Raw genomic sequence first — 20,196 nt, forward strand, 5'->3', positions numbered from 1 at the left:
ACAATTGTTATCCCTTTTTTATGCAATTTTATCGTCTATCTCGTCTTCCATTTTATTTAGATGAGTACGCTTAACGTCCCAATAATAGACCCTAGGAAGACCCCAATACAGCCAATATTCATGAACTAACGTTGCACCCACAAATAATATCATTTGGATGTCCAATTGTTTCAATTAAACCGCCTCCTTATAAGGAGTATATGGGGAAATACAGTTGTCCAATAACGTGTAAAATAAAAGAAAAAACCCGTTCCTAAAAAAGCCTGGAACAGGTCAAATATGTACCGGTACGTAAATTTGCTACTTACTTATTTTTTTTTCGATTTTCACGAGCAGCTTTTTTCCTAGCCTTCTTACTTAAACCTTGTTCTGCACCAAATTCCGTGTCCATACTATTTGCTCCTGTTTGAGGCTGGTTTTTATTTTTTTTAGCCACTGTTTAGTTCATTCCTCCTTTCAATTAATCACCGCTGTTTGTATCATATTTATTTCCTATATTTTACAGCGTTATGTCTATTATGGATGAAAATCTGAAAAATATACAAATTTCGACAGGAAGATGCTTCTGTGGTCTATTTTTAGTAAAATATACGATAGGTAAAACATAGAAGGGATTTTGAAACAATGACAACATATCTTGTAATAGGTGCGGGGATCTTAGGTGCCTCCACTGCTTATCATCTTGCTAAAGAAGGAGCAAAAGTAATCATTGTTGACCGAAAGGATCACGGTCAAGCAACTGATGCAGCGGCAGGGATTGTCTGTCCATGGCTTTCTCAGCGAAGAAACAAGGCTTGGTACCATTTGGCCAAAGAAGGTGCAAAATATTATTCCACTCTAATTAGCGAACTCGAATCATTAGGCGAGACTTCAACTGGTTATAAAAAGGTTGGAGCGATTAGTCTCCATACCGATGAAAAGAAACTCGATAAAATGGAAGAGCGAGCATACATTCGTCGGGAAGATGCACCTGAAATTGGAGAAATCACACGATTTCGTTCCGAAGAAACAAAGGAACTCTTTCCACCACTATCAAATGAATTTTCGTCCGTACATATTAGTGGTGCTGCCAGAGTGAATGGAAGAGAGCTTCGTAATGCGTTAATACGCGCAGCCAAACATTTTGGTGCCGATTTTCGAACAGGTAATGGAAGTTTACAATCAAAAAATGGGCGATTAATTGAGGTAAATATTAATGATGAGATGGTGATTGCTGACAAGGTATTAATTACAGCTGGAGTTTGGGCAAACGAATTGCTTAAGCCACTTGGAATAGATTTTCTTGTATCCTCACAGAAAGCACAAATTGTACATCTTCATCTGGAAAATACAACTACAGATCATTATCCTGTGGTCATGCCACCAAACGATCAATATATTTTAGCTTTTGATGAAGGAAGAATTGTTGTCGGTGCAACGCATGAAAATAATAAAGGCATCGATACAAGGATTACAGCAGGTGGGCTTCATGAAATTTTTGATAAAGCATTACATATTGCTCCTGAATTGTCCGAAGCAACGATATTAGAAACAAGGGTTGGTTTTCGACCTTTTACTCCAGAATTCCTTCCAGTTATCGGTGAAATACCAGATTTTGATAATCTTTACGTTGCAAACGGACTAGGAGCCTCAGGGCTAACAGTCGGACCTTTTTTAGGGGGCGAATTAGCAAAGCTTGCCATGGGTAAACAACTGGAAATCGAACTTAGTCATTATGATGTCGCAAGTGCCATTAAATCATAATTTTATACTAATCATCACATTTGGCCTGATTCCTATACGAGATCAGGCCTTAATTTTTCCCCTCTGGAATTTTGAAATTTTTTCTAAAAACCTACAGAAAATTTTCCAGAATAATGTTAAAATAGGCGATATTACCAACTTTTTTAACATTAGGGGGATGGCAGATTGAACACCAAGTTTTCACAACCAAAGGGCTTTGGCGAAATTCTTGATCTTACATTTAGTTTAAGCAGAAAACGATTTCGTGATTTTTTTACCATTCTGCTTATTTTTATGGGACCCGTATACATACTTGAAGCATTCATCCTACTGGCCTCAGGAAACAGTTTTTTCAGAGAAACTGGGCCTGGCGATGATTGGTTTACCCAAGTACTTTCTAGCTTTGATGAAGAAGCAGTTGCAGAAACGATCGGATTAGGTGGAGCAATTGGAACGCTCTTAGTTGGTCTGATAAGTATTGTTTTATTTCCAGTTGCAACAGCTGCAATCTTATTAGCCTTAAACCACATTCGAAAAAATGAGGAATACACAATCGGATCCTTGATAAAAAAGGCTTTTACACGATTTTGGGCAATGCTTGGAAGTAATATTTTATTTGGTCTGATTGCCTTTGGATTTTTATTTGTATCTCTGATGATCTTATTTCCGATTGGAATCTTCGGCGCCATAGGAGTGCCCGTTATCGGTATATTATTTGTTATTGTATTAGGGATTGGAATGTATGTCGGTATTGGGTATTTAATGACACGTTGGGGCTTTTATTTTGGTTCTGTTGTACTAGACTATGAATCTCCTGGATTTTCTCGGAGTTGGCAATTATCCCGTAATCGTGGATGGGTATTATTTAGTCTTTATATCATATTCTTTTTGATTATCAGTGCCATAAGCCTTGCGATTGAAGCGACGTTTGGTATCTTTTTAGGCAATAGTGTTCTACTTACATTAATTGTGAACCTAACAACAATTTTTACGAATCTGCTATTTACTGTTGGCTACGGAGTCATGTATCTTGATGCAAAGGTTCGACATGATGCAGAGGATTTGGATGAAATGATTAAGGGGTTCAATGAACCAAGATAAGTGGTGATAGGCAATGGGAGAAATGAAGGATTCAAGAGAACGGATTGAGGACATTCTTAAGGAGAAAGAGTATCGAGTCTACTATGATGAATCTAGAAATATATTTCAAGAATGGTGGAACAGAATCAAAGATTGGCTAGCCGATGTATTGGAACGATTATTTCCATCAATAAGCTCGGCAAATGGTGCTGCAGACGTTGTGCTATTCTTAATCATGCTTTCGATTCTCTTCCTTTTGGGACTTGCGGTATTTTTGTTGATTCGAAATAGAAGACCCAAGAAATTTAGTACACATAAGCCACTTCATTCAACTGAGGAACTTAACTGGACCTATCAGAAACATTTACAGGAAGCACATAAGCATCAAGATGTTCAAGATTTTTCAGCTGCAACTAGACATTTATTTTTAGCACTGCTTCTCCTTTTCCATCAAAAAAAATGGCTCGAAGCAAAAGCATGGAAAACAAACTGGGAGTATTATGACGAACTCCGTAAAGTCAATCCGACTTTGGCAAATGAATTTTATGATTTGGCATTAGTATTTGATGAGGTAGCATATGGAGAATATCAGATTAATAGAGAGGAATATATTCAATTTCGTGAAAAAGTTTTTGTCAGGTTAATTGATACAGAAGGGAGTGAGGAGAATGCGCAAAGGTAAAGTATGGATAACCCTAATAGGACTGATTGTACTTCTACTCGCGCTAACTTATTATATAGAATCATTTAACCCAAAAGCGTATCCACACTATGTTTCTGATTCTCCTTCTCCTACAGGTCTGAAAGCCATTTATACATATTTACAGGATAAAAATCAAGTGAAAAGGTGGTCACATTCACCTCAATACCTTACAAAAAAAGACGAAAATCAAGTCCTGATTATGGTGGAGCCTTATTTTACACCAGAGCAGGAAGATGCAAATGGGTATCTACAATTTATTGAAGCTGGAAACAGGCTTATTTTGTTTAAAGCTAATCCAAGAGGAATGTTTGATTTGAAGACACTTCCAGCAGATATTGACTCTTTCATGGATGAAGCCATATCCATGAAAGATCAAGAGGGAAGAGAATATACAGCTTTCATTCAATCTACAAATAGAATCATTCCTGCTGAAAATGAAAGGATTCTCCTGGAAGATGATGCAGGTGCGATTGCGACAAGTCGAAAAATTGGTGATGGTGAATTAATTACGGCTATTACACCTGAATGGCTCACAAATGACCGCCTCTTAGACTATGAACATATTCCACTCGTTTTATCGTTAATTGAAGATGAACAAACATCCTTTTATTATTTTGATGAATATATTCATAGTACAAAAAACGCGGTTAGTTTCACCACATTATATCCGAAATGGTTCTTACTATTCCTTTTACAAGCGGCATTTTTAGTATTTCTTTGGCTTTGGTATAAAGGAAAGAGATTTGGCCCTGTGATTGTCCCTCGAGAGGAGTCTATTCGATTCAGTGATGAGAATATACGAGCTTTAAGTGCTTGGTACATACGAGGTCGCTATTATCACGAATCTTTACATATACAAGCTGAGTATGTGAAACAGTTGTTACAAGAAAAATGGGGAATACCTGTTCATCGGGAATGGACTGACCTAACAACGAAACTAACACAACACTGGTTTGGAAAAAAGGAAGATGAGATTAAGCGATATCTACAAGGTCTATCAACTGTCTTAAAAATTGAAAAACTATCTAAACATGATTATTTGCAATGGTCAAAGAACCTAGATGAATTACGAAAAGAGGTGGAGAAAGGATGAAACAAGAACTCACATCCTTACTTAAAAAATATGAGCAGCGAATTTTAGGTCAGCACACAAACTTACGGCTTCTTTTATCTGCTATTCTAGCAGGTGGTCATGTTCTACTTGAAGGAGTGCCTGGTACAGGGAAAACACAAATGGTGCGTACACTTGCAAAATTGCTCGGAGGAGATTTTACTCGAATCCAATTCACGCCTGATCTATTACCAAGTGATATCACAGGTAGTATGATTTACAACATGAAGGAAGGACACTTTGAAACATTAAAAGGACCTATCTTCACGAATATTCTACTAGCTGACGAAATTAACCGTACGCCTGCAAAAACACAAGCTGCTTTATTAGAGGCTATGGAAGAAAAACAAGTCACCATTCAAGGCGAGACTTACAAGCTACCAGAAGTGTTTTTTGTTGTAGCTACACAAAACCCAATTGAATTTGAGGGTACATACCGTTTGCCAGAAGCCCAGCAAGATCGATTTTTATTTAAACTTCAAATTGAATTCCCATCTTTTGATGAAGAAAGAAATGTTGTGAAACAAGTAATTGAGCAAGTATTATCTACCCAAGATAGCTCTACAGTCATTGATCTTTCCACATTTTTATTCATTCGAAGGGAAATAGAACGAGTTACTGTAAGTGATAGCGTCCTTAATTACATTATGCAAATCGTTCGCAAAACACGAGAGTCCGAAACGATACGATATGGTGCAAGTACAAGGGCTGCCATTTCAATCGCAAAAGCAGCACAATCATGGTCCTATTTAGCTGGACGAGATTATGTCACACCAGATGATGTAAAAATGGTCTCAAAGCCTGCATTGAGACATCGAATTCAGTTATCTCCACATGCAGAATTGGAGGGAATCACCATTGACGAAATCATTGAAGAACTTGTGGGATCGGTTCCTGTTCCTAGATAGCGGCATTTTGCCCACAAAACGATTACTTATTTGTTTGTTTATTCTTTCAATCGCATTGCTAGCCAGTCTAATGCTTGAAATCTCTTGGTCTATGATCATAGGTTTAAATTTGTTTTTTTTGTTAGCAAGCTTTGTTGATTTGTACTTCTCACCAAAAAAGAAACAGCTTTCTGCTAAGCGCAAAGTACAGGAAGAAATAGAGAGAGGGCTAGCCATACCTGTCGAGATTGAAATAACGAATCACTCATCATTCGGATTAACCTATCGTTTCATTGATGGAATCCCAGATTCTTTCACACATTCCTTTCCAATTAGAGGGACGATTGCAAAAGAAAAATCATCAAAGATTATCTACAAAACGAAAGCAAGCGATCGGGGAGATTATCAAATTACTAAATTATATTTCCGATACAAGAGCTTTCTTGGTTTATGGGAAAAACAAATTACCTTTCCATTAACAAACGATGTTCGAGTCATTCCAGATTTATCAGAAGCAAGACATTATCTTGAAAATGCACAAAAGTTCTTATTATATGAAGGAATAAAAATTCGAAAGCATCAAACAGGTACTGGTGAGTTTTCAAAAATTAGAAGCTATGTTGTTGGAGACGATCCTCGCACCATAAATTGGAGACAGACCGCGAAGCTACACGAAGTGATGACAAACGAGTATGAACCAGAGCATGGTAAACATATTACAATTTTACTAGATTGCGGCAGGATGATGGGAGCTGAACTAGAAAAAGGTAACCGCCTTGAACGAGCTATAGAATCGGCAATTACTGTTGCAACTGCTGCACTTAAAAATGGTGACTATGTATCCATTTTAGCTTTTTCATCAGAAGTAAAGACATATGTGTCAGCTGGAAAAGGGTTGGCCCATCTTCAAACCATTTTAAGGGCTATCTATGGATTGAAGGTAGATGCTTCCGAATCTAATTATGGGGCCGTGTTTTCGTATTTGGAAACCGTGCAGAAAAAGCGTAGCCTTTTGATGCTATTTAGCGATGTATATACTTTTATTAGGGAAGAGAGTGCACTTATCTATCTACGAAAACTTAGACAGCGACATTATTTTCTGATGATCGGTATAGAGGACCCAGTCTTAGCCCAAAGAGTGAAAGAAAATCCGTCGAATGATCATATAGCAATGTTAAAAAGTATGGCTCAACAGCAAGTATTAGAAAAGAAGCAGAGAAAACGAAAATGGGAAAACCAAGGCCTCATCATGATAGAGGCCAAAGAAGATAAATTAGCCGTTACAGCTGTTTCATATTACATTGATATTATGAATCGGAATTTACTGTAGTCTCATTCTTCATTAAAAAGAGTTTACCAGTCACAATATAAAGGATCAAACCAATAACCGTTATAAAGGCAACCGCATATTTTGCTTCAAGAGAAATGGCAGCAGGTGTAATGAAACCTTCAATTATACCTGCAATAACAAATAGCGGTATCGTTCCTAAAAGTAGTTGGACCGATCGTTTTGCTTGATATTTCAACTGGTAAACTCTCGAATAATGACCTGGAACAAGTAGTTTGTAACCCATTAAAAGCCCAGCGCCGCCTGCTATAAAAATAGCCGTAAGCTCAATCATTCCGTGTGGGACAATATAAGCCCAAAAATCATACGTTTTGCCATAATGCCAAAATAAGCCAGCCAGCGCACCAACGATAATGCCGTTATAAATTAAGACATAGACCGTTAAAATACCAAATGTTATGCCACTTGCAAAGGCAAGGATGGCTACCTGTATGTTATTAGTCATAATGGTTGCGGACATTAGGGATGAATCGACCATGCCATCTTGACTTCCTAAATAATCGGGATCAACACCTTGGGCTATTTCGGTAGGCAGAATGGAGAACATATGAAGAGGATCCTGGAGGACCGATAAAAAACTTCCTACTGCTCCCAATGTAAACAATATAAAAGCAACAACGATAAACTTCCATTGTTCTAGTAAAAGCCCAATGAATTTCGTACTAAAGAAATAGCGGATTTGTCCAAAACTTGAAACCTGATCTTTGTAAAGCAGATTATGAGCTTTTGAGACAAGACCATTTAAATAAGGGGTTATTTCCTCATTAGGAAAATAGGTCTGACAATATGATAGGTGAGCAGCGCATTTTTGATATAATTGATAAAACTCATTTATTTCTGTACTGTTTCGTGATTTTCTTCTTTTATGTAAGATCGATATCAATTGTTCTAGATGCTTCCATTCGTCACGATGTTGTTTTACAAATTGCTTCAAATTCAATTTGTTATCACCTCTTGTAATTAGACCCACATGGGTGGACACTAAGACGTTCGTGTCTTTGTACCATTATTCAAGCGCTTAACATGAATTGCCCCAGACTGACACTATATGCCATTAAACGCAAGATATCCTTATTATAGTAATTTTAGAGAAAAATAGAAATAGCTTCTAAGAAAAATAGTGGAGAAAAGGGGGATCCTTTTGAATCTAGAAAAAAACAATATAAAAACTCCTGAGTATGTTTCCATCCAATTTCAATTAGCTGGGGTAGGCAGTAGGGCCGCTGCATTTGTGCTTGATACGATAATATTAATGGGGGTTAGTCTACTCATTCTACTTACATTAGTACTCATCCTTTATGGAGGATCTGAATTTTGGTTTATTTCCGAAACTTTATTCTCAGGTCCAGTTGCCATTACAATCGTTCTGTTGTTTTTACTAAATTGGGGGTATTTTTTTCTGTTTGAATTTTTTGCAGGAGGAAAGACAATTGGAAAGAAAATCATCGGGATTCGTGTTATTCAGGAAAATGGTCATAGTATCACTTTGTTATCCAGTTTTATCCGAAATTTCCTACGGATCATTGATTCTTTGCCAGCATCTTATTTTATAGGTATTATGATGATCTTTTTCCATTCTAAACATAAGCGGATCGGAGACTTAGTCGCTGGAACAATTGTAATCCACGAAAGAAGAGCAAAAAACAAGAAAAAACATAGTCCCCTTGAAAAAGAAATTAGGATGCGAGGACTTTCAAGTAACTCCCTTGTAATTGACCAATGGGCATTAAAATCATTCGGAAACGAAGAATGGAAGCTTCTTCAGACTTACTGCAACCGATTTACACAACTAAAAGATCATATAAGGGATACACGCACACAGCAAATTGCAGGGATTTTATTACCTAAGGCAGGAATTGAAATAACAGGGAAAACGTATAAACAATTAGAAAATGATTTATTAGTCCTTTATTTAATTCTAAAAGACGATTGGGATTTTGAAATTTAAAGCGAAAACTTCAAGCATACAATGTTATAGCCACTGTACTAGTTGCTTTTTTGTTCAAGTTTGATAATAGATTTACCGATGGATATTCTTGAATAACGCTGATCCTACTTTAGACCGACACCTAAGACTTTGTTATATATAATAATTACTAGATAACACAAAGGTGTTTGGGTATAATTACCTACATGAATAGCGTGTAAGATTGTAAAGTAGGAGAACTCAATATGAAATTAAAACTTTATAGTACGAGCTTACTCTTTTTATGCTTACTTTTTGGTTGTTCTGAACAAAATAAGATTGAAAAACCAGAAGTAGAAGTAGCCTCGATCGAGCTCATTCCAACGATTGATAAACCATTACCACTTGACCATTCAAAGGAACGGACAAATGAGATTACTCATTTGATGATTCACTTTATAAGTAATGCAGCAGTTAACCCAAAGGATCCATATAATTTTAATGATGTTTATTCCATATTTGAAGATTATGGTCTATCTGTTCATTACCTGATTGACCGTGAAGGAAACATCTACAACCTCGTATCCGAGGACAGGGTAGCCTATCATGCTGGGAAAGGCAGTTTGGTTGAATTTCCATCCTACGCCGACAAAATGAATGAGTATTCGATAGGGATTGAGCTTATCGCAATGGGTACAAAAGAGGAGATGACAGCGATTGTACCAGAGGATATTTATAACCAAATTGATACTTCATTAGCAGGCTTTACGGAAGCACAGTATCAATCACTTAACCGATTAGTACAAATTATTTTAAAACGAAATCCAGCAATTGTACCTAATAGAAGCCATGTAATTGGCCATGATGAATATGCACGAGGAAGAAAAACAGACCCTGGCGCATTATTTGATTGGAGTAAAATTGGATTTTAACTACATTTACATAAAAAAGACCCCAATCGTAGAAAATGGGGTCTTTCCATGCGTTTTAAATTCAATGCATGTTTATCAATGAGAAAATGATATAACGATTGAATATTCTTCTACGCAAGAACCGGAGAGCGTAACAAATACGTAAGTCTAAAAATGAGTTTCCTCATGAAGATGTTCAATTTGACTAGTGTATAAAAAAACTCTAGAAAGATGCGAAATAGAATATTCAATATATATCCCTCCACATTGATTTTTGTGAAAAAAGATTTCACAGGATTATTATCTCCAGTTTGCCATTTATTCATGTATTTATGGTATGTTTTAAACTGTACACTGGAAAGATAATATCATACATCATTCATTGGGAGGCAAGCATAATGGAAAAAGTAAAAGTCGGTGAAGTATTTACAATAAGTGATGAGACTGGTGAAGAGCAAGATGTTGAGGTTCTTGGCGTCGTAGAGTTTGAAGGGATAGATTACGCAGCAGTTAGCTTTGTAGAAGACTTAGAAGAGGACTCAGAGGAGGATATCGATATATTCTTTTTGAAAATAGACGAAGAGGGCGATTTCTCAGCAATTGAAAGTGATGAGGAATTTAACAAAGTATCTGCGGCCTTTGATGAGATTTTTGACGAAGAATTAGATGAAGATTGACAGACATAGCCTTTGAACCCCCACGTACACACGTAGGGGTTCTTTTATTCAATCGATGTTCCACTCATTCATTATTTCTTTTACTTTTTTCTTATCAATAATATTTATCGCAAAATATGTTATTTCTTTCGTTTTCATTTTTCGAACAGGATGATGGGATACCCCATATAAATCTCCGAGGACTAAAACATCTACCAATGTAAATCCTATTAAAATAATCATTGGTTTTCTGTTTCCTGTCCACGTACCCTTAGTTCCTAACACCACAGGGAGCGGATTCTTTTTCCTTTTAATATATTCACTCACCCAATCTTGTTCCGTAATTGTTTTAAACATTTATACATCTCCACGTCCATTTTGCATACTTAAGATTTTACAAAAACGATCAATTCTATTCAAAAACCAACAAAGTTCGTATAAAATGAACTTTATGGTTCTATAAAATTTTCCACTAAAGGTAACACTCACCTTAATTATGCTACTATATACCTGCTAACCGAATGATTAAAGGAAAGAGGAGGAATTCTAATGAAAAAGGCATTATTAAATGTTGATTATACAAATGATTTTGTTGCAAATGATGGTGCGTTGACTTGTGGAGAACCAGGTCAGCAGATCGAGAAAGAAATTGTTCGTATCACTGAGGAATTTATTAAGAATGATGACTTTGTTGTTTTTGCAATTGATCTTCATAAAGAAGGAGACGAGTTACACCCTGAAACAAAATTATTCCCACCCCATAATCTAGAAGATACATCAGGAAGATTGCTTTACGGGGACTTACAGAGAGTGTTTAATGAACAGCAGACTAATCAGAATGTGTACTGGATGGATAAAACAAGATATTCTGCCTTTGCAGGAACAGATCTTGAAATAAAATTGCGTGAGCGTGGAATCACAGAAGTCCATATTGTTGGAGTATGTACAGATATTTGTGTTCTTCACACAGCTGTAGATGCTTATAACCGTGGATTTAAAATTGTCATTCATAGCTCAGCCGTTGCAAGTTTTAACCAAGCTGGACATGATTGGGCACTTGGGCATTTTAAAGATTCACTCGGTGCAGAAGTTCGCTAATTCTACACGGTTTTATTTATTGGAGGTAATATTTGATGGACAAATATATTAAGGATGACAGTTTTGCATTACATACAGATTTATATCAAATCAATATGGCAGAGATTTATTGGAGAGAAGGCGTACATAATCGTAAAGCCGTATTTGAGGTGAACTTTCGCAAATTGCCATTTGGAAATGGCTATGCTGTTTTTGCAGGTCTTGAGAGAATCATTCATCTTCTCGAAAACTTCTCCTTTAGCGACACGGATATTGAGTACTTAAGAGAAGAAGGATATGCTGATGATTTTCTGAACTATCTGAAAGAGCTTCGTTTTACAGGAACACTTCGATCTGTATTGGAAGGAGAAGTTGTGTTCGCAAATGAACCACTCCTTCGAATTGAAGGACCAATTTGTGAGGTAGCTCTACTGGAAACACCGATTTTAAATATTATTAATTACCAAACATTAATTGCGACAAAGGCTTCACGTATAAAACAGGTTGTTGGTGATCAAATAGCAATGGAATTTGGTACAAGACGTGCCCAAGAGATGGATGCAGCCATTTGGGGGACAAGAGCAGCCTATATTGCAGGTTTTGATTCTACTTCAAACGTTAGAGCTGGAAAATTATTTAATATACCCATTTCTGGTACTCATGCACACTCCTTGGTACAGGCGTATCGTGATGAATACGAAGCATTTAAACATTATGCGGATACACATAGAGATTGTGTATTTCTCGTTGATACGTATGATACGTTAAAATCAGGTGTTCCAAATGCAATCAAGGTTGCAAAAGAAAAAGGGGACACCATAAACTTTATCGGCATTCGCTTAGATAGCGGAGATTTGTCATACTTATCAAAAGAAGCTCGAAAAATGCTTGATGAAGCGGGTTTTAAAGATGCCAAAATTGTCGCATCCAATGACCTTGATGAAAATACAATCATTAACTTAAAATCACAAGGTGCAAAAATTGATTCTTGGGGTATTGGAACAAAGCTCATTACAGCCTATGATCAACCAGCATTAGGGGCTGTCTATAAGCTTGTGTCGATCGAAGATAAAAATGGGAATATGGTAGACACTATAAAAATAAGTGCAAATCCTGAAAAAGTTTCAACACCTGGGTTAAAGAGAGTGTATAGAATTATTAATAAGACCAGCGGAAAATCTGAAGGTGATTATATTACACTTGAACATGAAGACCCACAAAATGAAGAACGAATTAAAATGTTCCATCCTGTTCATACATTTATTAGTAAATTTGTGACAAATTTTGAAGCAAGAGAATTACAACATACAATTTTCGAAAATGGGAAACGCGTATATGAAATTCCAACATTACAAGAAATTCGCAGCTTTTTAAAGGATAACCTTGAGTTACTATGGGATGAGTACAAACGTACCACCATGCCTGAAGAATATCCAGTCGATTTAAGCCAAGCTTGTTGGGATAATAAGATGAAACGAATTGCAGAAGTAAGGGAAAGCGTTGAAGAAATGATTGAAAAGGTAAATGGATAAAAAGTTTGTTGCGAGTAAACGAGGGAGGGAATATTCATGAGTATTCAGCAACAGATTATGAAAGATTTACATGTAAAGGCAACTATTGATCCAAAAGAGGAAATCAAACTGAGGATTGCTTTTTTAAAGGATTATTTACTAAAAAGCAAAGCAAAAGGTTTTGTATTGGGAATAAGCGGAGGACAGGATTCCACATTGGCTGGGAAACTTTGTCAAATGGCAGTTGAAGAACTTCGTCGTGAGGGACAAGAGGCAACCTTTGTCGCAGTTCGTTTGCCATACAAAGTTCAAAAGGATGAAGATGACGCTCAGGCAGCATTATCCTTTATCAAACCTGATCGTGCAATTACCTTTGATATTGCTACAACGGTTGATGCATTTGTAACGGAGTATAGAAATTCTACTTCTGAAGACATCAGCGACTTCAATAAAGGTAATGTAAAAGCCAGACAAAGAATGATTGCTCAATATGCAGTTGGAGGCATGCACAATTTGTTAGTAGTCGGAACAGACCATGCTGCTGAAGCAATCACAGGATTCTTCACGAAATATGGGGATGGAGGAGCCGATTTATTGCCGTTATCAGGACTGACCAAGCGTCAAGGACGCGCTCTATTAAAAGAATTAGGAGCGGAGGAACGTCTCTATTTGAAAGTTCCAACAGCAGATTTATTAGATGTCAAACCATTACAGGCTGACGAAACAGAGCTTGGAATAACGTATGACGTACTTGATGATTACTTAGAAGGTAAACAAATCTCAAAAGAAGACGCTGAAAAAATTGAAAGACGGTACTACATTTCACAACATAAACGGCACATGCCAGCAAGTATGTTTGATGAATGGTGGAAATAGTGATAAGCCTGTTCCTACATGTGAAAACCATGAGGCACAGGCTTTTTTAAACATTTTCTCATAACCAACACATACCATTTATCTTCTTCTTTTTTTGGAATCATCGATAGCTTTCTTCTTAACTTTACGTTCTAATTCAACTTGGACATGAACATTTCTTTCATCGTTATACGTTATGTTTATGACCTTGCCTTTACGTCCTTTTATTTTAATTACATCATCAACGGCTGGAATATTTTGTACCAACTGAGTGAGGAGGTTATTTTTATTTTCATAGTAATGAATTACATACATACGGATCACCTCATGAAAAATTCGTAAATATGAGCCCAAATCGTTACTTGATACTATATGTTAGAAATTAAAAAAGGGTACCTGAAATTTACGTTGAAGAAGTGAATGATTTAAAGTTGATTATAATATCATTATGTAACCTAGATGATGTTATTTCTAAAGTAGAGATGATAGGATGAAGCAAAAAGGACAAAGCTAAACGTCTAGCTTGCCCTTTTTTCTGGCATATTTAATTGATTTGGTTCAGGTAATAATAGGTTCATAATGGCTGCAGCTATTACAATAAGTATCGAAATATAGAGAGCTATGTTGTAGTTACCATATGTGCTAAATAAAAGTCCAGGTATATAAGCTCCCATAGCAGAACCAATTTGATGACTAAGGGATAAACATCCAACAATAAATCCTATTGAATAGTTTTTAAAGTATTGAGTCAACAATAATGAAGTTGGTGCAACTGTAGCAAAGTCAACAAATCCAAAAATAACGGCAAACACCAATAACAACACTGTATTATGTGAGTATACTAGAATGCCAATGGCTAAGGCCCGAGTAAAATAAATAAATACTAATAATTTACGACTACTCCAGTAGTCTATTATAACGCCAGATAGCAATATTCCAATTATATTACAAGCTGCTAAAATACTAACGGCGGTCCCAGTTACAGTCACTGAAAAACCATGGTGATGAGACAATGGAATAAGATGGGTATCCATCAAACCAGTTGTGGTAAATCCACAAATAGCAAAAGGCATCATTAAGAACCAAAATTGCCGCATTTTAAATAAGTCTTTTAGTAATATCGATTCCTTCTCATGTTCTGTCTTTGAATGATCATTCTCAACCACCATTCCACCCAAAGGTTCCATCGCTTTTTCATCTGGATGATTTCGTAAAAAGAATAAAACGACAGGGAACACAATAACAATCAACAACGCACCTAAAATAAAAATAGTCGTTCGCCAATCAAACCAATGAATTAAAAGTAATGACCCTGGAACAAGGAGCATTTGTCCAAAACCAAAACCTGCTTCCATAATTCCAAGTGCAAGTCCGCGATTTTTATTAAACCAATTTGTAATCAGAACAGTCCCAGCCACATTAGAAGCCCCACCAACTCCAACTGAAACAAGGGAGTAGAGGACGAACAATTGCCATGGTTGAGTTACAAAGGTAATAAAAAAGAAGCTGATTCCCACAATAAAGGTACTAACTGATAAAATTAGGCGTGCGCCATATCGATCTATTAATCTACCGATAAAGGGCTGTGATAAACCATAAATAATAAAACTAATTGTAGAAATGAGAGACGTTGTCGCCCGATCCATATGTAGATCCTGTTCCCAAGGCTCCACAAACGCTCCGAATGCTAACCGACCTCCTTGAACGGCTAGAAATGCAAGGAATGTAACAAAGACGATTATCCATGCATAATGAAGTTTTCCTTTCATGCTAATCTCCTTCTCATGTTGTGATTTCAATGTAAATAAGTTGATTTAAATAGACTAACCGAAAGCCCGTGTAAGTGCATATAAGAGTAATAGTACCAAATTTTTATCAGACTTTTCAATCATTATTTAATTTTCAAATAGGTATGCATGGTATTTGCCCTTCCTTTCCTTCATTTTCAAAATATTTTAGTAGTAGGTTTGATCGTTAAAAGGGGGAATATAAGAATGAAAAGAAGGAGAGGGATCGGTTTTTGTTTGCCAGGATATAGGTGGTGCGGACCTGGCTGTGGAGGCTCTGGACCACCTACAAATCAGGTAGATTCATGTTGCATGAGACATGATTTATGTTATCAAAAATATGGCCCTTCACGAGAATGTGATTACGCATTTATGGATTGTTTAAGTAGACAAAGAAATCGATACACAAAAGAGGGTAGAGATGCAGCATTTATTTACAATGTAATGAGACTTCGAAATATGTTCCGACTATGAAATGAGTACTTTTATCCTCAATTCAAAGTATGAAAAATCGCCATCTAGTATTAACTAGGTGGCGATTTTGTAACAGAAACAATACTTTTCATATTCAAAACTAAAGGTTTCTTGAAAACTATTGATTATGCATTTACAACTTTTGTCGGTTCTTCTAGTTCACTTGCTGGGCCGAAGAACTCGAAGTGGATATTTTCAGATGCAACTCCCCATTCTTTTAATGAGCGATACATCATTTTCATGAATGGAGTTGGACCACAGAAATAGAAATCTGCATCTTTCATATCTACAGTTGCTTTTAACCACTCAAGGTCAATGAAACCCTCTTTATCAAAGTTCATAACTTCACGATCTTGCTCAGTTGGCTCAGAGTATACTACGAAATTCTTTACATTATCATGTTTAGCCGCGATTTCTTCAACCTCTGCCTTTAATGCATGAACGTTGCTGTTCAGAGCACCGTGTATAAACATCACTTCACGTTCAGGCTGTTGCTCCACAATCGTATTTAACATGCTGACCATTGGTGTTAATCCAACACCGCCACTAATTAAAATAGCAGGTGTATTTTTAGCATCAAGAACAAAGTCTCCAGCTGGAGCGCTTACTTGTATGACATCGCCTTCGGTCAATTCGTTGTGTAAGTAATTAGACACCACACCATGCTCCTCACGTTTTACGCTGATTCGGTAGTAGTCTTTTCCTGGTGCTGAAGATAAGCTATAGTGGCGAAGATGTGTGTATTGATCACCTTCAGGTTGTACCTTAACTGTTAAGTATTGCCCTGCTTGATACGATGATATTTCTTTTCCATCATCTGGCTTTAAGTAGAAAGATGTAATGACATCACTTTCTTTTACCTTACGATCAACAACAAAGTTTCGAAAACCTTCCCAGCCACCTGGTTGTTGTTTTGCTTCATCATACATTTCTTTTTCAACTCCGATGAACGCATCTGCGATAACACCATAAGCTTCAGCCCATGCATTGATGATTTCATCCGTTGCAGCATCTCCTAATACTTCTTTAATTGCTCCAAGTAAATTTTCACCAACTATTGGATAGTGTTCAGGTAAAACGCCTAATGCACGGTGTTTCTGTCCAATTTGTTTTACAACTGGAAGAATCGCTCCTAGATTATCAATATTAGCTGCTGCAGCATATACCGCGTTCGCTAATGCAGTTTGTTGACGACCCTGTCTTTGGTTCGCGTGGTTGAAAATGTTTAATAGTTCTGGGTTATTTGTAAACATACGCTTGTAAAATTGAGTAGTAATATCTTTTCCGTATTTTTCGAGTACTGGGACAGTGCTTTTCACGATTTCAATTGTTTTTTGACTTAGCATTACATAACGTCCTTTCAAAACAAATATTTTAAATACATGTTTATAATATAATGACAGTGCGAATAAAAGATACCCTTTAAATACATCTTTTGAAAAGTTGTCACATTTGCGCAAAAAAAGGACTTCCATGCTATACTTATTTAGAACTCATAATGTAAGGAGTTTTATAAGAATGAAGTTAACAAATTATACAGATTATGCGTTACGTGTATTAATGTATTTGGCTTTGAAAAAGGATGAAGAATTAACTACGATTCAAGAAATTGCAGATGCTTATCATATATCAAAAAACCATTTAATGAAGATCATCCATCATTTAGGAAAGCTAGAGTATATCGTTACCATCCGGGGGCGTAATGGTGGTTTCAAACTTGCTAAGCATCCAAAAGATATTAACATCGGGGAAGTAGTATCCAAGACAGAAGACGACTTCAATATAGTTGAGTGCTTTAAATCAGGAGGGGGATATTGCGCAATCTCACCTTCTTGTAAACTTAAATTTGCTTTAAATGAAGCATTACAGGCATTTATAAATGTCCTAAATGGGTATACACTAGAGGACCTTGTAACGAATAAAACAGATCTACTCGGTTTATTTCGTTCACAGAATTAGAAATTACAAAATCTCACACTTTAAGTTTCGAATACCAAGTACGACTCCAATTGGAACCATTACTAGTCAAGTGACATACATTTAAGTAGACGAAGTAATTAGGAAGTTTCAAAGGAGAAGAAGTGAGATGATAAGACATACATCTGGTTATTACTGCCCTTATTGTCACGGATACTTAGAACCACGGAATTTGTACGATGGTTATTACTATCATCAGTACGTGCCGCAGTATCCAGCACCATACTATGGCTGGGACTGGAACCGAAACCCAGATACCATCCTTGGGAAAGCCACTTGGACCTGGGGCGGAACACCAACAAAATGTGAATTAGGTTGGTCCTACGATAACAATATGACTGTAGCGGTCGGAGAAAATAGCCCTTTTAAATGTGGTCAACGATTACGGGTGAGAAATGTTTCGTTTGTCCCACATCAAGACGTCATTGTAACAGTTGTTGACGAAGTGAAGAAATATCCAGCCAATCGAATCAATCTTCACCGTAAAGCTTTCGAAGCCCTAGGTGCAGCACCGAGTGTTGGGGTACTGAATGTGGAAATTACACCGCTTGATTAACGGTCAAAAACGGAGAACAATTTTTGAATTGTCCTCCGTTTTTTTATTTATCCATTTCTTGCTGAACCATTTGTTCACGTTGACTTTCTTCGTTCGTTTCATCAAGTAGATTTTCTGAATGCAACACATCATAAGCGGGATTTGTAATATACAGAACTTGATTTTTCAAATGTTTATCTTTCACTAAAAATTCCACATCCTTTCCAATATAGTTTGTTACTAATATGGCATTTTCTGTTTTATTTTACACATGATTTCATTCATAAAAGCGAGTAGCAAATTATTTTTTCGTAAACTACTGTACTAGAATGATAGTATCGATCGCAGTAAAAAATACTTTTACCAAGATACTGTTTGAAGAAATACTAGATGGACAAACTTTGAATGATATGTGTTGACCGAGTGGTGCACCCCATAGTTTAAGATAAAGTTGTCTTCCACTAGTGTAGGGTATTTCTCCTCTCCATAGGTTTTGCAAAAAGACATACACGATGAAGGTTACAAAGACATTGCCACATCGTGCATTTAATAATTTCAAAGTGGCATTCTTACTCCCGTTAAAGGTGGATAAAACAAGGAGGATAGCAGTTGTATAAAATAAGTGAATTTGCTGAAATGACCGGGTTGAGCAAGGAAACATTGCGATACTATGCGGAAGTTAAACTGTTAGAGCCGGCTTATATCGATCCGAAAAACAAGTATCGCTATTATGATGATGGGAGTTTTTTTCTTGCGATACTTTTAACGAAACTAAGAAACCTAGGATTTTCAATCCAAGAGATGATATCGGTTATGGAAGATGAATCATTTGCACACCTGGAGATTTTACTTCTCCAGAAGAGAGAGAATATAGAAAAACAAATTGCAGATCTTCATCTTCAAATTGAGCAGATCGATGAATTTCTTGCATCTGGTAAGGAGGATAAACAAAACAATGATTGAATGGAAAGAGGAAACAACGATAAAGGCAAATATTGAAAAGGTATGGAATCTATTTTCGGATAAAAATATAAAAAAAATCATGCCAAAGGTTGAGGAACATACCTTACTTGAGAAAACAGAAGGGGAAGTCGGCGCAAAACATCAGCAGAAATATCGTGAGGGAAAACGAGTAGAAACTTATATCGTTGAAACAACACAATATGAAGACACCGAAAATAAAAAGAAAAAACAAACAAGCTTTGTAATAGGGAAAGCTTTCGAAATTACGACAACTTTTACACTCATTAAGTTAGGCGACTCTCACACCAAATTCATTTATGAGGGACAAAACAAGGGAGTTAACTTTGTCGGAAGAGCCATGCTGAAGTTAAGCAGCAAAAATGCAAATCATGATGTGGTGAAGGAATTTATGGACCGCGTTCGTGATGAGGCATTAAAAATTTAAGGTTTGAAAAAGTTTTTAAAAAAAGAGGCACATTTTCGTAACCGCATCATATACTACCTATTGTGTGAGAAAATAGTTAGAAGGGAAGTACGAAAGATGAGCAACGAGATCAAAACACCTGTTTCAAATGATTACAAGGACCTTGAAGGGTACAAGGTTATTGAAGTAAACCTAAATAATCCAACAGAAAACCTATTTGCAGTCGTAACTCCTATTAATCCAAAATAACAAGGGCAAAATACTATCTT

The 20,196-nt window shown here is 36.5% G+C and carries 26 protein-coding genes; 18 read left to right on the forward strand and 8 right to left on the reverse strand.

Features of this window, described 5'->3' with window-relative positions:
• Positions 1-18: 18 nt before the first annotated feature.
• Entirely contained in the window at positions 19-174 is a 156-nt protein-coding gene (locus tag ACWPVE_RS20210; protein WP_453996526.1) for a hypothetical protein, read from the reverse strand.
• A 130-nt stretch (positions 175-304) separates the two neighbouring features.
• On the reverse strand, positions 305-436 hold the full coding sequence (locus ACWPVE_RS20215; RefSeq protein ID WP_453996528.1) for a hypothetical protein: 132 nt from the start codon (positions 434-436) through the stop codon (positions 305-307).
• Positions 437-624: 188 nt separating this feature from the next.
• On the opposite strand from ACWPVE_RS20215, the gene ACWPVE_RS20220 reads away from it, so the two are divergent.
• The 6 genes from ACWPVE_RS20220 (at position 625) to ACWPVE_RS20245 (ending at position 6,833) form a co-directional block, all read left to right on the forward strand.
• Positions 625-1,743 carry an NAD(P)/FAD-dependent oxidoreductase gene (locus ACWPVE_RS20220; RefSeq protein ID WP_453996530.1) on the forward strand — a complete coding sequence of 373 codons (1,119 nt, stop codon included), beginning with the start codon at positions 625-627 and terminating at the stop codon, positions 1,741-1,743.
• Positions 1,744-1,908: 165 nt separating this feature from the next.
• Positions 1,909-2,823 carry a hypothetical protein gene (locus ACWPVE_RS20225; protein ID WP_453996532.1) on the forward strand — a complete coding sequence of 305 codons (915 nt, stop codon included), beginning with the start codon at positions 1,909-1,911 and terminating at the stop codon, positions 2,821-2,823.
• A 13-nt stretch (positions 2,824-2,836) separates the two neighbouring features.
• Positions 2,837-3,484, forward strand: coding sequence for a DUF4129 domain-containing protein (locus tag ACWPVE_RS20230; RefSeq protein ID WP_453996534.1), 648 nt, complete (start codon positions 2,837-2,839; stop codon positions 3,482-3,484).
• Positions 3,471-4,598: a DUF4350 domain-containing protein gene (locus ACWPVE_RS20235; RefSeq protein ID WP_453996536.1), complete on the forward strand. Its 1,128-nt coding sequence runs from the start codon at positions 3,471-3,473 to the stop codon at positions 4,596-4,598. Before ACWPVE_RS20230 ends, ACWPVE_RS20235 begins: the two co-directional genes overlap by 14 nt.
• Positions 4,595-5,524 (forward strand): AAA family ATPase, encoded by a 930-nt coding sequence (locus ACWPVE_RS20240; RefSeq protein WP_453996538.1) that lies wholly within the window; start codon positions 4,595-4,597, stop codon positions 5,522-5,524. The genes ACWPVE_RS20235 and ACWPVE_RS20240 overlap by 4 nt, the downstream gene beginning before the upstream one ends.
• Positions 5,475-6,833 carry a DUF58 domain-containing protein gene (locus ACWPVE_RS20245; RefSeq protein WP_453996540.1) on the forward strand — a complete coding sequence of 453 codons (1,359 nt, stop codon included), beginning with the start codon at positions 5,475-5,477 and terminating at the stop codon, positions 6,831-6,833. The genes ACWPVE_RS20240 and ACWPVE_RS20245 overlap by 50 nt, the downstream gene beginning before the upstream one ends.
• Here the strand turns inward: ACWPVE_RS20245 and ACWPVE_RS20250 are convergent.
• On the reverse strand, positions 6,811-7,791 hold the full coding sequence (locus ACWPVE_RS20250) for a stage II sporulation protein M (protein WP_453996542.1): 981 nt from the start codon (positions 7,789-7,791) through the stop codon (positions 6,811-6,813). The two genes, ACWPVE_RS20245 and ACWPVE_RS20250, sit on opposite strands and share 23 nt — an antisense overlap.
• Before the next feature lie 201 nt (positions 7,792-7,992).
• Here ACWPVE_RS20250 and ACWPVE_RS20255 point away from each other — a divergent pair, with 201 nt between their 5' ends.
• The 3 genes from ACWPVE_RS20255 (at position 7,993) to ACWPVE_RS20265 (ending at position 10,345) form a co-directional block, all read left to right on the forward strand.
• Entirely contained in the window at positions 7,993-8,799 is an 807-nt protein-coding gene (locus tag ACWPVE_RS20255; protein WP_453996544.1) for an RDD family protein, read from the forward strand.
• Between the two features lie 224 nt (positions 8,800-9,023).
• Positions 9,024-9,689, forward strand: a complete 666-nt coding sequence (locus ACWPVE_RS20260; protein ID WP_453996546.1) for an N-acetylmuramoyl-L-alanine amidase — start codon at positions 9,024-9,026, stop codon at positions 9,687-9,689.
• Positions 9,690-10,066: 377 nt separating this feature from the next.
• The gene (locus ACWPVE_RS20265) at positions 10,067-10,345 is read left to right on the forward strand and encodes a DUF1292 domain-containing protein (protein WP_453996548.1); all 279 of its coding nucleotides are present in this window, start codon (positions 10,067-10,069) and stop codon (positions 10,343-10,345) included.
• A 48-nt stretch (positions 10,346-10,393) separates the two neighbouring features.
• Here the strand turns inward: ACWPVE_RS20265 and ACWPVE_RS20270 are convergent, their stop codons facing one another.
• Entirely contained in the window at positions 10,394-10,681 is a 288-nt protein-coding gene (locus tag ACWPVE_RS20270; protein ID WP_453996550.1) for a hypothetical protein, read from the reverse strand.
• A gap of 192 nt (positions 10,682-10,873) precedes the next feature.
• On the opposite strand from ACWPVE_RS20270, the gene ACWPVE_RS20275 reads away from it, so the two are divergent.
• The 3 genes from ACWPVE_RS20275 to nadE are packed head-to-tail and all read left to right on the forward strand — an operon-like array spanning position 10,874 to position 13,788.
• Positions 10,874-11,422 carry a cysteine hydrolase family protein gene (locus ACWPVE_RS20275; protein ID WP_453996552.1) on the forward strand — a complete coding sequence of 183 codons (549 nt, stop codon included), beginning with the start codon at positions 10,874-10,876 and terminating at the stop codon, positions 11,420-11,422.
• Positions 11,423-11,457: 35 nt separating this feature from the next.
• The gene (locus ACWPVE_RS20280; RefSeq protein ID WP_453996554.1) at positions 11,458-12,933 is read left to right on the forward strand and encodes a nicotinate phosphoribosyltransferase; all 1,476 of its coding nucleotides are present in this window, start codon (positions 11,458-11,460) and stop codon (positions 12,931-12,933) included.
• A 36-nt stretch (positions 12,934-12,969) separates the two neighbouring features.
• Positions 12,970-13,788 carry an ammonia-dependent NAD(+) synthetase gene (gene nadE, locus ACWPVE_RS20285; protein ID WP_453996555.1) on the forward strand — a complete coding sequence of 273 codons (819 nt, stop codon included), beginning with the start codon at positions 12,970-12,972 and terminating at the stop codon, positions 13,786-13,788.
• 78 nt (positions 13,789-13,866) lie between these two features.
• On the opposite strand, the gene ACWPVE_RS20290 is transcribed toward nadE, so the two are convergent.
• Both ACWPVE_RS20290 and ACWPVE_RS20295 read right to left on the reverse strand, forming a co-directional pair.
• Positions 13,867-14,082 carry a hypothetical protein gene (locus tag ACWPVE_RS20290; protein ID WP_453996557.1) on the reverse strand — a complete coding sequence of 72 codons (216 nt, stop codon included), beginning with the start codon at positions 14,080-14,082 and terminating at the stop codon, positions 13,867-13,869.
• Between the two features lie 203 nt (positions 14,083-14,285).
• Positions 14,286-15,536 (reverse strand): MFS transporter, encoded by a 1,251-nt coding sequence (locus ACWPVE_RS20295; RefSeq protein WP_453996558.1) that lies wholly within the window; start codon positions 15,534-15,536, stop codon positions 14,286-14,288.
• A gap of 225 nt (positions 15,537-15,761) precedes the next feature.
• Between ACWPVE_RS20295 and ACWPVE_RS20300 the strand changes: the two genes are divergently transcribed.
• Positions 15,762-16,028 (forward strand): Parvovirus coat protein VP1-like protein, encoded by a 267-nt coding sequence (locus tag ACWPVE_RS20300; RefSeq protein ID WP_453996560.1) that lies wholly within the window; start codon positions 15,762-15,764, stop codon positions 16,026-16,028.
• A 125-nt stretch (positions 16,029-16,153) separates the two neighbouring features.
• Here the strand turns inward: ACWPVE_RS20300 and hmpA are convergent, their stop codons facing one another.
• Positions 16,154-17,374, reverse strand: a complete 1,221-nt coding sequence (gene hmpA / locus ACWPVE_RS20305; protein WP_453996561.1) for an NO-inducible flavohemoprotein — start codon at positions 17,372-17,374, stop codon at positions 16,154-16,156.
• Positions 17,375-17,546: 172 nt separating this feature from the next.
• Between hmpA and ACWPVE_RS20310 the strand changes: the two genes are divergently transcribed.
• Both ACWPVE_RS20310 and ACWPVE_RS20315 read left to right on the forward strand, forming a co-directional pair.
• Positions 17,547-17,987 (forward strand): RrF2 family transcriptional regulator, encoded by a 441-nt coding sequence (locus ACWPVE_RS20310; protein ID WP_453996563.1) that lies wholly within the window; start codon positions 17,547-17,549, stop codon positions 17,985-17,987.
• 127 nt (positions 17,988-18,114) lie between these two features.
• Positions 18,115-18,561 (forward strand): RlpA-like double-psi beta-barrel domain-containing protein, encoded by a 447-nt coding sequence (locus ACWPVE_RS20315; protein ID WP_453996565.1) that lies wholly within the window; start codon positions 18,115-18,117, stop codon positions 18,559-18,561.
• A 43-nt stretch (positions 18,562-18,604) separates the two neighbouring features.
• Here the strand turns inward: ACWPVE_RS20315 and ACWPVE_RS20320 are convergent, their stop codons facing one another.
• Entirely contained in the window at positions 18,605-18,745 is a 141-nt protein-coding gene (locus ACWPVE_RS20320) for a hypothetical protein (RefSeq protein WP_453996567.1), read from the reverse strand.
• A gap of 404 nt (positions 18,746-19,149) precedes the next feature.
• Between ACWPVE_RS20320 and ACWPVE_RS20325 the strand changes: the two genes are divergently transcribed.
• The 3 genes from ACWPVE_RS20325 to ACWPVE_RS20335 all read left to right on the forward strand — a co-directional run bounded on the left by ACWPVE_RS20325 (position 19,150) and on the right by ACWPVE_RS20335 (position 20,176).
• Positions 19,150-19,503: a MerR family transcriptional regulator gene (locus tag ACWPVE_RS20325; protein ID WP_453996569.1), complete on the forward strand. Its 354-nt coding sequence runs from the start codon at positions 19,150-19,152 to the stop codon at positions 19,501-19,503.
• Entirely contained in the window at positions 19,496-19,948 is a 453-nt protein-coding gene (locus ACWPVE_RS20330) for an SRPBCC family protein (protein WP_453996571.1), read from the forward strand. The genes ACWPVE_RS20325 and ACWPVE_RS20330 overlap by 8 nt, the downstream gene beginning before the upstream one ends.
• A 96-nt stretch (positions 19,949-20,044) precedes the next feature.
• The gene (locus ACWPVE_RS20335; RefSeq protein ID WP_453996573.1) at positions 20,045-20,176 is read left to right on the forward strand and encodes a hypothetical protein; all 132 of its coding nucleotides are present in this window, start codon (positions 20,045-20,047) and stop codon (positions 20,174-20,176) included.
• Positions 20,177-20,196: the final 20 nt, after the last annotated feature.

The sequence above is a fragment of the Bacillus nitroreducens genome (genome assembly GCF_964021195.1).